This is a genomic window from Fibrobacter sp. (genome assembly GCF_045601785.1).
In the GTDB taxonomy this organism is placed as follows: Bacteria; Fibrobacterota; Fibrobacteria; order Fibrobacterales; family Fibrobacteraceae; genus Fibrobacter.
On sequence record NZ_JAZSAF010000003.1, the window covers coordinates 53,937 to 70,835 of the forward strand.

Here is a 16,899-nt window from a genome sequence, read left to right on the forward strand (position 1 = left end):
TTACTTTTCTCGCTTTACACCAAATGTAGCAGTCTTGTCGTAAGAATGTTTGCTACTATACTTGGAAGCAGTCTCTGCATCGGCATTCGGGTTCGGGATGAACAAGCTTTCCAGCTGCATCTTGTAGATGTAGGCGCCGGTAGCAACAGCCCTACCCTGTTCCGAGACAATTCCCTTGTCGGTATTTGCCCATTCCGCAAAGAAGACAATCTTGCCACTCGTGGAGAGGTATTCTATAGAGGATACATCGAACTTTCCGGAAAGACGGTTCACGAAGCTGCCCAGGTTGGAATAGATCGGCATGTTGTACTTGACACGCAGACTGTCCCAAGCCGGGGAACCATCGGCGGTAGTTCCTCTCGGAAGGGTAAGCTCAATCCTCCAGACGGCACCCTGGATCATTGTCGAGTCAATTCCCGCGGCAATCACCTGACCATCGCTGATGAGGTCAAGCTTATGCGTCGTCGGGTTCAGCACATACATGCGGATATTGTCCGGAGCCTGCACCTGCGAGCGCATTTCGCCACCGGAACGCGACACGCTGTTCCAGAGCGTCACCGCGTACTTGATCTTCGGATCGCCGCTGCTCATGATGGGTACCCACGGAGCGTTCATCGAAGGCACGTTGCCATTGCCATCAATCAGGGCGCTAAGCTCCTTGGGCTGCAGGCGCACAAAGTCGCCGTCGTTTACGGCAAGCGGGCTTTCCTTGTCGTAAATGGCGACAAGGCTCTTCTTATCCGAGCCAAGCGACAAGGACTGAATCGAGGACTTGTATACGGCCGTATCGCGGTCAGAAACCTTTTCGCGGTAGTACACGCGCGAAGAATCCACCACCACGACGTGTTCGCTCAAGTCCATGTCCAGCAGGTCGTACTTGTCAGACTTGGACATATCAATGGACGCAGTCACAATGACGGGGCCCACCTTGTCTTCGGCAAGCACTGTATCCTTTTCATAAGAGGCTCCTGCACCCAGGTGCTGCGCGACAAGACCTGCACCCGAGATTTCCTTTCCAAGCAAGATGCCTTCGAGCGGTCCCGTGGTCACGCCATAGCTAAAGGGATGCTGCAAATCAAGCGTCGCACTCATGCCATCGGCTGCATAGGCCGCTTCGGAACCCTTCACCCACAGCGTTTCCGGCGCAGTAAGGCCAAAGACAAGCGAAAGGCTGTCCGGGTAATGCTTCGGGTCAATGGGGCGCACATATTCGATGTACACCCGTTCCGCCACACCGTCTTCGTCGTAATCCGAAATGGATGCGTATGTCATCGGAACAGGCATCAGTTTCAAGGTTACCGGAAGCTTCGGCTGTCCGCAATCCATGGAGACCTCGTTACCGTTCTTGTCCTTGATGACTCCATTGGAAAGGAGCTGCGCAAACATGCCTTCCGTCACGATCGAAGAACCATCTTCAGCAAAAGCGACTTCCATTTCCCAGACGTTCATCGACTCGTTGTAGATCTTTGAGAACTTGACCGGGGGTGCGTCTACCGCCGTCGTCTTGTTACTTGCAAACAGCTGCACCGGCCAGCTCATGCCTGGACTTGAAATCGGTTCGCTGAACTGCATGTACACGCGGTCGCTAGTTGCTGTATCTAGGCGTTCCAGAACAGAAATTGCAAGAAGTACCGGGGAAACACCATCCTGGTAAAAATCCGTATGGCTTTCGACGCTGGAACCCACGTTGGTGTACAGCGTGATGGAGCCGCTCGGATTCGTATTCACCGATGTGTCCTTGATATTGGCCTTGACCAGGAGATCCTTGCCGTTTTGGCTGATGACATCGGTCGTGGTAATCGTGTCGCCATTGTAGACAAACTCTACCGACTTGAACGACTGATTTTCCTGGTACTCGTTCGAGATCGTGATCTTGATGGCGTCAGGTACGTTGTCACAATCGGTATCGACCATCTTGGCGATGTCAATAATCGGCCAGGGCGGCAACTCTTCGATTACAAGGTCCGCTACAGCCTTTTCGTAATCGAACAGCGTCGACGGCCCCGCATCGGCAATCAGCTTGGTAGAAAGCACTTCCTCGGAGCTCACATAGAATTCCGCATAGCCGTTCACCAGGGCGATACTTGTAATAGGAATGGTCGCCGTCGCAGAACTCCAGAAGAGGACATTACCCGATTCCGTCGACAAGTTGAGCGAGAGATTCACCGAGTCAAGCGGCTGGGCAAGACTGTCGAGCAGCTGCACCTTGACAAGGACCCTCTTGGGCGCTCCCCCTGGAAGCGTCTGGTAAGTCTTGTAGATGGACTTGTCAAAAATCAGATAGCGCTTTTCGAGCGGAACCGTAATCGTATCGATTTCCACGTTGGTACGAACCACGGCGCAAGCGCAGTCATACTTGTTTTCGGTCTTCTGGTTCGCCCCATGGTTATGCCAGCTCACCCATTCCATGTAGTTGTTGCCGTATGCAAGCACCGTATCTGACTTTGCAAATACAAAGGAATCGTAATGCGGAGAATTGTCGTACACAAAAGACTGCGGACGACCATTCATTTCGAGGTCATCGAGAAGTCCCATTCCGGTCACCTTGCTTGCCCCCACAAAGCTCGTCTTGTAATCCACCTTTTCGACAGAATATGCCGGAGAGACGAACGGCTCGATAAAGTTGAGCGTTACCGTGCGGCGCACCTGCGGGCCCTTGCCCGGTTCGTAGTCCGGAGCATAGCCGTAAATGTACTTGCCGTGGTAGTAGGCTGTAATGTAGGGGTCTTTCCTAAACGCTTCTTCGCGGACGCCGTTAACCGTTTCGACAAAGGACTTTGTATAGGAATTTTCCTTATAGTAAGGGCCCTTTGTAAGGTCGATTCCTTCGAAATATTCCGGATCCGTTGCGTCGGTATGCGGACGAAGCGACCATGAATTTTCGAGACCGTCAAAAGTCGAGTTCGTCAGAATCAGTTCAGAGAAAACACTTCCCGACACGAACAGGGTTCCCTTGATGGTAATCGGCAAATAGCCGTTGCCGGCTTCGTCGGTCGTGTAGGTACCAATCTGCAAATCGAAATTGGCATTGTTTGCCTGACCCGTTCCGGCAAAGGCCTGGTGGTCATAGCTAACCGCAGTCACGGACTTATCCAGGTAGAGGCGAATTTCCAAATCTTCGTAATCCACCGTGTCCCTGTTGTTGACGATAAAGAAGAACGCCTTGCAGTCCTTCCAGTTGCTGCAGTTACTTTCCTTGTTCGACGGCTTGAACGAAATGGCAAGATCCACATAGGAGGCTTCGCTGTCTGTCGTAAAGCTGTAACCCGCGCCACCGTTGTCGTCTGTCGACATACCCGAAGACACTTCAAAGAAATAGGTGGTTCCCGGCTTCAAATCCGTCAATTCCACTTCGTGGAACAGCACGGCCCCATCGGTCGATGCCTTAGATTCGTTCAACGCGCTCATCGACGTGCCATACTTTACCAAGCCATTCGATCGAGAATCGGTCCACCAGTAAATCTTGGCGCTGCGATGGTCCACCTGGCAAATGGTCACTCCGCTAATGTTGGGACGCACATCAGTCATCGTGAACTGGTACCATTGTCCATGGTTGTCGTCGGTCGTAATGTTACGCTTGACATCCATTCCTTCCAAGAAGAAGTAGTAGGTTTCGCCCTGCTTGAGGCCAGACAAAGTCACGGAGCCGCCCTTCGAGCCCTTGGCCTGCTGAACAGACATTGCGCCATTCGCATCGGGAACCGTATTGTAGAACACCGTCACCAGGGCCACTTCGCTTGCATCCCAGCTCACAATGGCCTCCGTTGTAGAAATCGGAGTTCCTTGAATGTTACTGAACAAGGGGCCTTCGTTGTCAGGCGGAAGCGATTGTGCAAGGCTCTGCGCCGGGAAAAGGAACTGCGCCGTAAAGTCGATACAGGTTTCTGTCGAAGTGTACTTGCTCCAGTCTTCAATAAGCGTCTTGGTCGGTTCGCGGGCACCCATCAGGGCTCCAATGGGGCACTTGTATTCATAGGGCATGCCACCTGCATTGTAACCGTCCGGGTTTGACGCACGGTTATGCGGATGCTGCGGGTTCTTGTCACCCGTTCCCATCAAAAATGACATGTCCCAGGGGTTAGCCCCCAGAATGAAGTACATGTTGTCCAAAGCCACCTTCAGGTAGCGCTCGTCCTTGGTGAGCTCGTACATCAAGAAAATCGACACCGCCGTTCCCAGGTTATAGCGCATCACACCCCAGTCAAAGCTGGTCCACACCAGATTATACGGGCGAATCACATGCAAATTAGAAGACGACTCGTGGGGCTCGCCAGAAGGAATTCCCGGATTGGTGAGAACCAGGGAATCGCCATCGTTCGTCGAAACATCAATCAACTTGCGGAAGGCGGCCATGTTGCGCATTGAGAGCGTATCCCGTTCCGCTTCGCTCAAGCCATATTCTGCCGCCGTGGCAGAATCGTTCAGAATCATTTTTTGCAAGGCAAAGAGCACATAGGAATGCACGTTCTGGTAGTCCGTAGCCCAGCCACCCGGGTTAAATCCACTGGGATCTCCCAAGAAGCCCGCCCTGAACTCGTTCATGTTATGTTTATAGGTGTTCGCATTGTTGAATATGGCGGGATTTTTGTAAAGATCGTAGCGATAGCTGGTGTCCTTGGTGGCATACCACAGCGCAAATGCGGCCGCAGCACCGTCGTCATTTTTAGGACCAAGACCCGTGTAAAACTGGTTGTAGTACCCACCTGCGGTCATGCGATTTTCTTTGTAAGCCGGCATAAAGACCTTCGCGTATATATCCTTAGCCGCATCGAGCAGTTCTTCGGAATAAACCGGATCATAGACCTGGTAGCCTACCGCCACATTGGCGAGCGTTGCAACAAAAATTCCAGCGGTGTTAGCACCAATGCTGCTCGTCACTTCGCGATCGGGGCCACCCTTCTCCTGCACCTGGGCATCCTGCTTTTCGGGAACATCCCAATAGGCATGGTCGGCATCGGCCACCCCTACCGAATGGTACATATCGGCTTTGTCAATCAGGCCATCAGCCTTTGATGCCTTATACAGTTTAAGAATGTAGTCCGCTCCGATTTTCGCTTCGTACAACACGTCGGGAATACCATCGGTAAACACCGTATCGGCATAGGAATTTCCGTAACGGTCTTCAGCCTTGTCCTGGTAGGTCAGGTACACCATCGAAAGCACATAGGCCGCATAGCCCAATGTTTCCGACACCTTGAAATGGTCGCCGCAGTCATGCCAACCTCCCGTCAGGTCGTGCCCAATTTTGGAACCGTCTTTCAGATGGCAGGCGCCATGGAAGTGCGACTTGGTGTCACCGCAACGCTGAATACCAAAGAACATCAGAGACTTTTCAAGAATCGCGTTGAAAATGGACGGATGAATGTGGAATGTCGCCGAAGTGTCCTTACCAACTACAACAAAGTATTCACCGGGTGTACTAGGAACAAGGCCGCTAAAGTCTGCACGGTAAAGCGCTTCTACCGCCGTGCTTACCGAGTCCTGGTTACCAAATTCATAGACGCTCGTAATAGAACTAAAGGCGCCATTCACCCAGATATTGGGCTTTACGGCATTAGGCGTAATCAAACTGAGCGATCCACTCCAGGCCTCTTCGCCGCTATTCGCGTCGATCACCGAAAACTTGGTGTCCTTAGGGTTCGCCACATAGGCATACTTGTAATCCTGCGGCCTAAAGCCACTCTGGTTCAAGCGAATCGGTCTACGGTTATAGACATTCAACGAATCCAGATAACGACGGGAATGGACCTTGTCGGTACGGTCCAGATTCGGCAAGTCTGCCATGGCAAAGTCCACGGCAAAGAACACCAATAATAAAACAGCTTTCAACACGTTCTTCATATTCTTACTAATCCTCCCAATTTAAAAACTAAAAAAAAGAGAATGGGCCTCCCCCAGGCACATTCTCTTCATTTCAATACTACTTGACCCTTCTGAAACCAAATGTCTTGGTAAAGGTGTCGGAATCCTTCAAGGTTTCGGTTCGTTCGTCGTCTTCGTCAGGTACCTGCGGCAGGTAGTCGCTCTTTGCCGACGTACTGAACTTCGCGATGTAGGGGCTCGTGCCAATCTTCTTGCCATCAGAACTCATCGGGTAATCTTCCGGAGCGCACCATTCCAGGTAAAGTGTCATGGTGCTACCCACCGAGATGAATTCCTTCAAGGCCGACGAAGTTGATTCATAAGTCGCCCTGTTCACGAAGGTACCCAGGTTGCTGAAGATATCCAGTTCGAGCTTGATGGTATAGTCGCGCTTGGGTTCCCCGAGCACGGTGCTGTCAAGCACGTCAGGGAGCGCCACCTCGATCTTGAACACAGGACCCGCATGGCGGTATCCGCGAATAGGCGTACGGGTCGCCACATCATGCAGCTTGCTGTTGCCTTCTGCGATGACCACCGTCTCTTCGTTATGGTTCAAAGAAGTCAAGCGGAAGTTCACATCCGGATCCAGCGGAATGCCACCATAGTAAGTAGAATCAGGACTCCTGGACTTCGTCACGCCATCGACTGCTGTAATCGTAAACTTGATGTTCGATACAGAACCCGTCACCGGGACCCACGGAGTTCCCGCACCGGCAAAGAGCCCGGCCAAATCCTTGAAGTAGCTCATGTCGGCAGCAGACACCAAGCGCACCGAGTCGCCGATCCAGAGGGCTTCTTCATACTTGTGCTTGTAGCCGAGCTTTGCCGTCGTCGCACCCGCGATATAGCTGAGCGTAAGGTTCGAGTTCTGTTTCGGGCTAAAGAACACGCCTTCCTTGCCATCGCGGCTGCGTTCCACCACGTAGGCATTCGCCGGCACCGTATCCATCGGTTCCGAGAAGGTGAGCGTCACGTAGTCCTGCGAGCCGTAGGAATCGTCCTTCAGGTCAAAGCCCTGCCAGACGGCGGTCAAGATAATCGGCGGGCACTTGTCAACAATCGGATAATACTTGTCGAAGAAGCCGCCTTCGGGACCAAGGCGCGGAGTCACGCGGCCATAGCCGTCGTAGGGGCCGACCGTTGCACCACGGGCAAACGAATTATCCGGAGTGAAACGGACCGTAATAACTGACACGGTATCGTTCACCATGACAGAATCCAGAGTCACCACGGGGGTAGCACCCGAGGAATCTACCGTCGAGCGGACTTCCATGTGCTGACCGAATTCAAAGGTATGATCCCAGTTGGGTTTGCCATTTTCGACAGAGAGCGGCTGCAGGTTCCTGATGTCGCCATTGGCGCCCCATTCTACAACGAAGCTATCGAGCAGGTCCTTGTCGCGGAGCTTCTTCTCGAATCGCATAAAGAGTTCGTCCGGATAGCCGTCGCCTTCGAGGTCGCGCATTTCAGCAAGCGTGATAGGCACCGGCCTCGGCGTTTCCACCACCTTCACTTCGGAGCATGCAAGGGTCGGATCCAGGGCGTTGAACGCCTTGTCATTTACCATGTTCGGCTTCACCGTAACCTTGGCGCCGAGCGGAATCTGGGAACCGTCCTCGTTGCCTGTCACTGCATAAAGCCAGCTCTTACCGTCGTTACTGGTGGTCGCCTTGCCGACTACGTTGATCAACGAGCCATCGGTACCGGCAATGTTCAGAATCCAGGAGTTCGTCGAAGAAAGCAGCACCGGTTCGGTGAAGGCAATCATCAGCGTGTCTTCCGGATATTCATGGTCGGGGTTTTCAAGAATCGTCACGCTCAAGAGCTGCGGCAAAATTCCGTCGGTAATAGCGACTTGTTCGGCATTGGTCGCCCCTTCGGCACGCAGGTACACCGTCGCAGAACCAATAGGAGCAGAAGTCTCCTTGATGCCGAGCGATTCCGGCAAGTCGATCAGGACTTCGCTCTTGTCAAGCGCATCTGCCTGGTTCACCGCAAGCGTCACCGTATCCGCCATTCCGGGCAAATACACGCGGATGCTGTCGAACTTGTAGGCTTCTTCAAGCACATTGGAGAATACGACCAGGAGCTTGTCAGCCACGTTGTCGCAGTCGCTGTCCTGAGCCAGGACCTTCTGCGCTTCTGGGTACTTGGATTCAGCAAAGAAGCTCTGCTTCGAGATGTCTTCTTCATCGTCAGGGTCTATGTAGACAACCTGAATCGTATCGCCGGCAAAGAAGGATATCTGGTTACCGCTACGGGCATTCGGAGCGACCGACACCGCAGAAATGGCACTTGCGCTCTTGAAGTTGCCCGGATTGGCAGCGTCTTCTACCATCGAGACCTTCAGGGTGTCACCCTTCTTGTTATTGATGACAAGCACATTGATCGGAGAAGTCGTCCCGGCCTTGTCCTTGTCGTTCAGGTAAATGTAGAAGCGCGTATTCGCAGGATCTGCCGGAGATGCGACCGGGTTGCCGGCTTCGTCCTTAATGGTAAGGCTAGAAGCTGTCAGGTTGCCGCGCGTGAACTGCACGTAGTAGGTGCGGTTGATAAAGGCGCAGCCGCCGTTTTCGGAGCATTCTTCGCACTCGGGGTTCGCGCCCGCAAAAATCGTCAAGTCTATCTTGTTGCTACCGATCTTCATCTTGACCGGAATGTTGAGAGTCCAAAGACCCGTGGAGTCGATGGTGCCGTCGCCACTTGTCACATTGTAGTGTGCCACAATTTCGCTGTTGTCCGAAATCAGGAATATTTCGTTACCGATGCGGTTGATCTTCGTCTTGATTTCCTGGCCGTTAGCCCAGATGCGCGTAATGTAGCCCTGTTCAGAAACCTGGGCATAGCCTCTCACGTACACCGTGCTGCTGGTCTGGTCGATCTGCACATAGGAATTGTTCGACACATTGAACGGAGCATCCAGGGTCGCATCAATTTCGTAATGGGCACGCTTGGTCGACATTTCCTGGTAAGAAGGACTGAAGCCCCAAATGAACTCATCCTTGCGGTAAACGGCAATGAAGGGGTTCACCGGGATTTCGCCATCGATATCGCCATAGTCCTTGTCTTCGTAGGGCATACCGTCGTAGTCGGCGCCGTCGTCCAGGAAGTTGTGCGGAGCCCAAGACCAGTCGCCCGTTGTCTTGTCCATGTGCTTCTTTGCAGGCTGGCGCAAGGTTTCACAAGTCCTGTAACCATCGTTACTAATGCCCGAAGAATAGGTCAAGTCAACACGCAAGCGTGACTGAGACTTGATGATAGAAGATCCCAACGGAACCGGGAAGTAATAGGCATACTTACCCGTCGTAGCATCGTAGGTGTCATAAAGACGAACCGGAAGCGCCGCGCGCATCAAGTCACGGAGTTCGCGGTCATTTTCGCAAGGCTTGTTGAAGCCAGCTTCATCGTAAGCCTGGCAAATATCGGAGTCAATCAAGGTGGCGCACTGTTCCACTTCCTCAGGCAAGGCCATAAAGTACATGCGGAGCGTGAGGCTATCGAACGGCCGCGCTTCATTGTTATAGATATTCAAGTTCAGGAATTCTGTACCACCGAAGTCGTACTGGTAGGCGCGCACGCTAAAGTCGTACCAGCCCACCGGCGTCGTGAACTTCAAGAGGTCGCCGGTCTTCTCGTCGGTATTTGCAAACTGGCCGTTGCTTTCGACCATATAATAGTAAGTCGTCTTTTCCTTGAGTCCGCCAATCTTTACATAGTGGAACTTGGTCGGAATGCCCGATACATCGGCATTGCCGGCTCCGCTATTGAAGGCGAATTCGGCGGCCGTCGCATGCGGAACGGTATCCCAGTATACCTTGGATTCATATTCGCCGTTCGGGGTGTACCACATGATTTCAGCACTGTCGCCGAACATGTTGCAGACCGTCGGGTTCATGATCTGAGCACTTTCCACCGTATTAAGCGTGGTAAAGCTGAACGGAGTCTGTGTCGAATCGACCATGTACTTCTGCGTGACGTTTGCCGTGTTGTACGCATTCACACCTTCTGCGTAGAAGTAGTAAGTTGTTCCGTTCGTAAGGCCACGCATGACGATTTCGTGCTGGACACCTGCAGAACCATCATCGGTGGTAACGGTCGTCGTCATGGAGCCTTCATCGGTACCGTAATAGAGCGTAGCCGTTCCACGCGTCGTGAGTTTCACCATCACGATTGCGGAGTCCATGCTCACGTGGCGGATTTCAACACTCATGACAGGGGCCGCAGAGCGGTCAAACTTTGCTGCGGCGAGCATGCCCGAGCTTACGAGCGTTGCAGCGGCATCGATACAGGTTTCGGACTTGTGGTAGTCTTCCCAGCTCTTGTTGTCAGGAACCATGGAATTCGTAGCACCCGGAGTCACACCACCATAAAGGGCGCCTACAGGCGGGCGATACTTGTAGCCGGCACCCGGCTGGTTCTTGCCTTCGGGGTTTGCGGCGCGGTGGTGCGGGTGGGCGTCGTTCTTGTCGCCGATACCCAGAATGTAGGACACATCCCACGGGTTCACGCCAAGCAGGTAGTTCAGCTGGTTGATGGCCAGCTGGTGCATCTGGTCGGCCTTCCAGTCGGGGCTGCCCAAGTTCGGGAGAACCAGGTTCTGCTTTTCAAGATCCTTCGCCACATCGGCATAGGCCAAGACTTCAAAAATGTTGCCTGCCTGGTAGCGGTTGTAAATCCAGGTCTGGTCCGTCTGCATCGAGTACCAGATGGGGTCGTACTTGACTTCGTTACCCTTCCAGCCGATATCCTGGACCATGTAGTTAGAAGGATCCTTGCGAGGCAAAACAATCGTCGCCGTACCGGCGCTCACGTCGGCCAAGTTGTGGATCATGCTCATGATACAGTCTTCGATGGCATTCAGGCGCTCTTCCTTGGTGAGTCCGAATTCGTTAACCGCCTTGTTCTCGTCGGCAAGGATCAGCTTGTAAAGGGCGTAGGTCGCGTAAGCGTAAGCGTTTGCCCAGCTGGTATTCTTCACGTTCTTCAAGAAACCCTTGTTGTCGGTCACAAACCAGCCACCATCGAAGCAGCCCACGCAATTTTCCATAAAGGACTGCGGAACCGTCGTGCCAAGCGTCTTGGAACGGATGGCATCATCGCCATACTTCGAATCGCCCGTGGCATACCAAAGGGCAACAGAGGCAAGAGCCAAGTCGTCGAAATATTCGTTGTTGCCGTTGTAGGCCGGAGAAGACCAGCCGGCGGCTTCGGTATTGTTCTTGTAGGTCTTGCCCTGAGCCATCGACTTTGCAAAGTCATACATTTCCTTGGCTACCTTCAAGCAGCTGTCGGCAAAAGCCTTATGTTCGGGGTATTCGGAATAGAGCTTACCCACAAGGGCAAGGCCCGCCGCCGTCTCGCCACCGATGTTTGCACCGATTTCGCCCAAGCGCACGGTACGCGACATAGGACCGCCACGGTCCGTCGCCGCAGCAGAACCATCCACGGGCAGCTTGTCGCTGTTTTCGGGGCGGCCCCACCAGCCGTGGTCAGAGCCGAAGTTACCCACCGAAAGGGCCATGTCGTCAATCACGCCCTTGGCGCGGATATAGGCGCGCAACACATAGTCGGCGCCGTGCTTTGCTTCGCGCAACATGTCGGGCATACCGTCGGTATTCACCGTTTCGCCGTGGTTGAAGGCATAGTTGTCTTCGTCGGCATCGGCGTTTGTAGCAGCAAGGACTGCCGCCACCATAAATGCATACATCTGGGTCTGGGATTCCTTCAGGTGGTCACCGCAGTCGTAGTAGCCACCCTGCAAGGTTCCGGCAAGGGCAGCGTTGTACTGGTCACGAACATCGGCAGCCCCCGTCACCTCTGCACCGGCGCCATCCTTCATGTGGCTTGCCGGGTGGAACCAGGAGTCACCATCGCCGCTACGGTTGATTCCGTAGAACTTGAGGGCAGCACTCTTCACCATCGAGTAGACCCTGTTGCTCACGATGAAGGTGCTCGAAATGTCGTTTCCCACCTTGATACGGAGTCGGGTTTCGGTAGGCACGGTTCCGGGGATATGGCCCACCTGAATTATGCCGGACTGGCCGGTAATGTCGACCTGGTAACGCTTCTGGTCGTTGGTGGCCGCATTCGTGCCCGCGATAATCGTCCAGTCCGAAGACGTCTGGAAACCGCTGCTAGTAAAGGTGCCCGTCACCTTCGGGGAAAGGGACTTGCCGTCGATATCCACCACTTCGAACTCGGTCGCCGTGCCCACGTAGTAGAACTGCTTTTCGGGATCGCTTTCCAGGTAACCGGCCTGGTTGATACGGATCGGAGACATGCGGTAGTTGATCGCATCGAGGTAGGCCTGGTTCAGCGTGTCGGGGATCAGCGCGTTCGGCACGTAAGACGCCGGCGTGCGGTTCTTGGGAACCATGTTGTGCTTCTGGGTAACCGTCGTGTCGTAATGATCGAACACCGTCGTGTCCCATGTCAAGGGGTAAACCGGACGGATCAGATCATAGGGAGTGGGTTGTTCCTGAACCGCGGTAGCAGCCATTACCGAAATGGCCGACACGGCAGAAAACGCCACAGCGACAAAACTTTTCTTGATCGGCACAAAAGCCTCCTTTTATATACAACCAAATGGCGGATACGCAAGTACCCGTTTTTCAAACGCCCAAATACACAACTATAAAATAGATTTATCTTGCCGAAAAAGCACTTCCCAAAATCAGAAAATGTTCGCTTTTCGCTCTCAAAAAAGGCAAAAAAGCATGACGCGGAACACGGGGTTTCGTAGAACACATTTTGGTAATAAATACGCAGGGTGGAGTTTACGAAAGTTTACAAAAGAATGTTCGGCATAAACATACACATGTCCTCCCGGCCCCTGTGCCGGGACCACCATTCTTTTCTGAAAAAAAGAACCGGCGCTGTTAGCGTCGGTTTCTTATAAACCTTTATGTCAGGCTTCGATTAGTCCTTGCCGGTGAAGATGATCACGAGCACGGATGCCACGAAGGCGGCAGAGACGATCAGGAATTCCCACGGGTTTTCCATGACGGAGCTCTTGGCAGAACCGGCGGAGCTGTTTTCGAGAGCAGCCTGTTCTTCGGCCTTGGCCTTAGCTTCAGCTTCGGCAGCCTTCTTTTCTTCTTCAGCCTTGGCGAGAGCGGCGCTGTCGACCGGGGCTTCTTCAGCCTTGGCTTCGAGGACTTCGGCGCTATCAGCCTTGGCGGTGTCGGCGGCAGCTACAGCTTCGGCAGGAGCGGCAGCGGCAGAATCAGCCGGGGCAGCTGCAGTAGAATCAGCAGCAGGAGCGGCGGCAGCTTCAGCAGGAGCAGCGGCAGCGGAATCCGTAGCGGCAGGAGCGGCAGCTTCAGCCGGGGCAGCAGCAGGTGCGGCGGCGGCAGGTGCGGCAGCCGGAGCAGGAGCAGCAGCGGGTGCAGCTTCAGCCTTCGGGGCTTCAGCAGCGGGTGCTGCAGCAGGAGCAGCAGCGGCAGGTGCGGCAGCCGGGGCAGCAGCAGGTGCAGCGGCGGGCTTTGCAGCATCGGCGGCAAAGGCGACAGCAGAGGCAAGGATAGTTGCCAGCATGAGATTCTTGATCTTCATATGATTCCTCTCTAGATTAAACTTCTACGATGTAAAAAATAGCACAAATTTTGACCGATTGCCAATTTTTTTACAAAAAAAGTTTAAATTGTCGCCTTTTTTCGTCCATTCATCGGCATTTTGCGGTTTTACGCACACTACCACAGGCAAAAAAGCTCCGATTAGTCAAAATCTTTTAAACTAAACCCGCTATAAATTTTAAATTACACACATAAAAACAATGTGAAATGTGTGATGTGTAATTAGTCATTACACAGCCCACACCTAACTCCAGTCCCTAGATCCTAACCACTAACCACTAACCACCAACCACTAACCACTAGAACACTATGGCATTCAAATACGAAGCTACCGTCCAGCACGGTGAAGATACTACCGAATACGTGAATCTCGGTAAAGATGGCGTTTCCGTCGCCGAATTCGAAGGCAAGAAGATTCTGAAGGTCGCCCCCGAGGCGCTCACCAAGATCGCCCAGGCCGCCTTTGAAGAAGTGGAATTCTGCCTGCGTCCGGCCCACACGGCGAAGGTCGCAAAGATTTTGCAGGACCCGGAAGCTTCGGACAACGACAAGTTCGTGGCCCTCACCATGCTCAAGAACGCCTGCGTAGCAGCAAAGGGAATTCTCCCGTTCTGCCAGGACACCGGTACCGCAATCTGCGTCGCCCACAAGGGCCAGCAGGTGTGGACCGGCTTCGACGATGCCGAAGCGATTTCGGAAGGTATCTACAACGCCTACACCACCAAGAACCTCCGCTACAGCCAGATTGCACCCTTGACCATGTACGAAGAAAAGAACACCGGTTGCAACCTGCCTGCCCAGATCGACATCCACGCCGAAGAAGGCGCCGAGATGAAGTTCCTGTTTGTGGCGAAAGGCGGTGGCTCAGCCAACAAGACTTACTACTGGCCCATGACCAAGGCGCTCCTCAACCCGAAGTCCTTGGAAAAGTTCCTCGCCGAAAAGGTGAAGACCTTGGGTACTGCGGCTTGCCCTCCGTACCACCTCGCCATTGTGATTGGCGGTACCTCTGCTGAAATGAATACCCACATGGTGAAGCTCACTAGCTGCGGCTACCTCGACGATATTCCGACCACGGGTTCCGAAGGCGGCCGCATTTTCCGCGACCTCGAAATGGAAGAAAAGGTTCTGCACATTTGCCAGAAGACGGGCATTGGCGCCCAGTTCGGCGGCAAGTACCTGGTGCACGACGTTCGCGTGATTCGCGCTCCGCGCCACGCTGCAAGCTGCCCGGTTTCTATCGGTGTCTCCTGCTCTGCCGACCGTAACATCAAGGCAAAGATTGACGAGAACGGCCTCTGGCTCGAAAAGATGGAACACCATCCGGAAAACTACATTCCGGCAGGCAACGCCGTGAACCTCGCTCCGGCAGTGGAAATCGACCTTGACCGCCCGATGAAGGAAGTGCTCGCCGACCTCACCAAGTATCCGGTGAAGACCCGCCTCAGCCTCAAGGGCACGATGATTGTGGCCCGCGACATGGCTCACGCAAAGATTGCCGAAATCTTCGACAAGCAGGAACGTGGCGAAGAACTCACCGACGAAGAAAAGACCGTATTGAAGGTCGTGTCTGACCACCCGATCTACTACGCCGGCCCGGCAAAGACTCCGGCTGGCATGCCCACGGGTAGCTTCGGCCCGACGACCGCCAACCGCATGGACCCGTACGTGATGCGCTTCCAGAGCAAGGGAGCCTCGATGATCATGGTCGCGAAGGGTAACCGCAGCCAAGACGTGACTGACGCCTGCAAGAAGTACGGTGGATTCTTCCTCGGCTCTATCGGCGGTCCGGCAGCCATCCTCGCTGAACAGAACATTCTGTCCAACGACATCGTGGCCTTCCCGGAACTCGGCATGGAAGCCATCCGCAAGATCACTATCAAGGACTTCCCCGCCTTTATCTTGGTCGACGACAAGGGCAACAACTTCTTTGAAGGCTTGATCTAATCCTAATCGTTAGAAATGAAAAATTCCCGTCGGAACAACCGGCGGGATTTTTTTTAAATCCGAGATGACGTTCAGGATTGCTTCGCCCCATAGGGCTCGCAATGACGTAGATGTTACTTCACAGCAGCCGCAGCGAAAGCTTTACCCAACTTTTCGAGGGCTTCAGCAACTTCGGCTTCGCTCACGTTCAGCGGCGGGAGGAGTCTCAGCACGTTGCCCTTGGCACTGAGCACCATGAGTTTTTCTGCGCGGGCGGCAGCGATGATGTTACCGACCGGCATGGATTCATCGAGAGCCACACCGAGAATCAGGCCTTCACCGCGGATTTCCTTGGCGAAACTGTACTTTTCCACAAGGGCAGCCAAACCGGCCTTCAGCTGGGCAGAGCGTTCAGCCACGTTCTTCAGCAAGCCCGGAATCTGCTTCACGACAGCGAGACCTGCAGCGCATGCAATCGGGTTACCGCCGAATGTAGTACCATGGTCGCCAGCCTTGAGCTGGTCAGCAATCTTCTGGCGCAACAGCACCGCACCCAGCGGGAGACCGCCACCGATTCCCTTGGCAAGCGTTACCAGGTCCGGATTCAAGCCGTACTTCTCGAAACCGAGGAAGGTACCGAGCCTGCCCACGCCTGCCTGCACTTCGTCGACGATGACGAGGCAGCCGAATTCCTTCTGCAGGCTATTGATTGTTGCAACCATTTCGGCAGAGAGAGTCATCACGCCACCTTCGGCGGCCAGCGATTCCAGCATGATGGCACAGGTATTGCCATCCACCTCGGCCTTCAAGGCTTCGCAGTCATTCCAAGTTACATGCACAAAATCACCCGGCATGGAGCCGAAGCCTTCGCGGATGGCCGGCTGGCCCGTCGCAGAAAGTGCGGCATACGTCCTTCCGTGGAAGCTGTTCACGAAGGTAATGATTTTCTGCCGGTTCTTTTCGCCCTTCCGGTCGAAGTACTTACGTGCGAACTTGATAGCGCCTTCGTTGGCTTCGGTACCCGAGTTGCAGAAGAAGGCCTTGTCGAACTTGGTGATTTCAAGGAGTGCCTTGCCGAGATTAATCTGCGGGTAGTTCGGGTAAAGGTTGCTGATGTGGTTGAAGTGGTTCATCTGTTCCACCACAGCATCCTTAATCGCCTGGTTCTGGTGACCGAGCGCATTCACGGCGATACCCGCGACGAAGTCCAGGTACTGAGTGCCCTGGTCGTCGTAGAGGTAAGAGCCTTCGCCCTTCACGAAGTTGATGTCTGCCTTGCCGTAGAGCGGCGCGATAATTTGTTTGTCCTGTTCGAGCAGGTTAGCGCAAGATTGTGCCATAGTTTAAATCTCCATTAATTTGTTTGCCAAAGTGTTCCGCGTCCTTCCAACCCACAATGTGGATGCTCTTGAGTCCTCGTCGGATCGACTTGAAACTCTCGCGGACTTTGGGAATCATACCGCCGGAGATGACGCCAGCCTCGATCAGCTTTTCGGCGTCCGCTTCGCTCAGTTCGGGAATTACATTCTTGTTTTCG

The 16,899-nt window shown here is 53.8% G+C and carries 5 protein-coding genes and 1 pseudogene; 1 reads left to right on the forward strand and 5 read right to left on the reverse strand.

Features of this window, described 5'->3' with window-relative positions; genetic code table 11:
• The 3 genes from ACKI61_RS00650 to ACKI61_RS00660 all read right to left on the reverse strand — a co-directional run bounded on the left by ACKI61_RS00650 (window position 1) and on the right by ACKI61_RS00660 (window position 13,416).
• The gene (locus ACKI61_RS00650) at window positions 1–5,841 is read right to left on the reverse strand and encodes a glycoside hydrolase family 9 protein (protein ID WP_407455895.1); all 5,841 of its coding nucleotides are present in this window, start codon (window positions 5,839–5,841) and stop codon (window positions 1–3) included.
• Window positions 5,842–5,920: 79 nt separating this feature from the next.
• On the reverse strand, window positions 5,921–12,421 hold the full coding sequence (locus ACKI61_RS00655) for a glycoside hydrolase family 9 protein (protein ID WP_407455896.1): 6,501 nt from the start codon (window positions 12,419–12,421) through the stop codon (window positions 5,921–5,923).
• A gap of 359 nt (window positions 12,422–12,780) precedes the next feature.
• A complete protein-coding gene (locus ACKI61_RS00660) occupies window positions 12,781–13,416 on the reverse strand; it encodes a hypothetical protein (protein WP_407455897.1) in 636 nt (211 codons plus the stop codon).
• 329 nt (window positions 13,417–13,745) lie between these two features.
• Between ACKI61_RS00660 and ACKI61_RS00665 the strand changes: the two genes are divergently transcribed.
• Window positions 13,746–15,383, forward strand: a complete 1,638-nt coding sequence (locus ACKI61_RS00665) for a fumarate hydratase (protein WP_407455898.1) — start codon at window positions 13,746–13,748, stop codon at window positions 15,381–15,383.
• Between the two features lie 113 nt (window positions 15,384–15,496).
• On the opposite strand, the gene ACKI61_RS00670 is transcribed toward ACKI61_RS00665, so the two are convergent.
• Window positions 15,497–16,702 carry an aspartate aminotransferase family protein gene (locus tag ACKI61_RS00670; RefSeq protein ID WP_407455899.1) on the reverse strand — a complete coding sequence of 402 codons (1,206 nt, stop codon included), beginning with the start codon at window positions 16,700–16,702 and terminating at the stop codon, window positions 15,497–15,499.
• Window positions 16,683–16,899, reverse strand: a pseudogene (locus ACKI61_RS00675) (acetylglutamate kinase); the annotation flags it as partial. The pseudogene ACKI61_RS00675 and the gene ACKI61_RS00670, both read right to left, overlap by 20 nt.

What these genes read in the sequence shown, in the direction of transcription:
- ACKI61_RS00665 (WP_407455898.1), top strand. Translation starts at nt 13,746, where the DNA reads ATGGCATTCAAATACGAAGCTACCGTCCAGCACGGTGAAGATACTACC.
- ACKI61_RS00650 (WP_407455895.1), bottom strand. Translation starts at nt 5,841, where the DNA reads ATGAAGAACGTGTTGAAAGCTGTTTTATTATTGGTGTTCTTTGCCGTG.
- ACKI61_RS00660 (WP_407455897.1), bottom strand. Translation starts at nt 13,416, where the DNA reads ATGAAGATCAAGAATCTCATGCTGGCAACTATCCTTGCCTCTGCTGTC.
- ACKI61_RS00670 (WP_407455899.1), bottom strand. Translation starts at nt 16,702, where the DNA reads ATGGCACAATCTTGCGCTAACCTGCTCGAACAGGACAAACAAATTATC.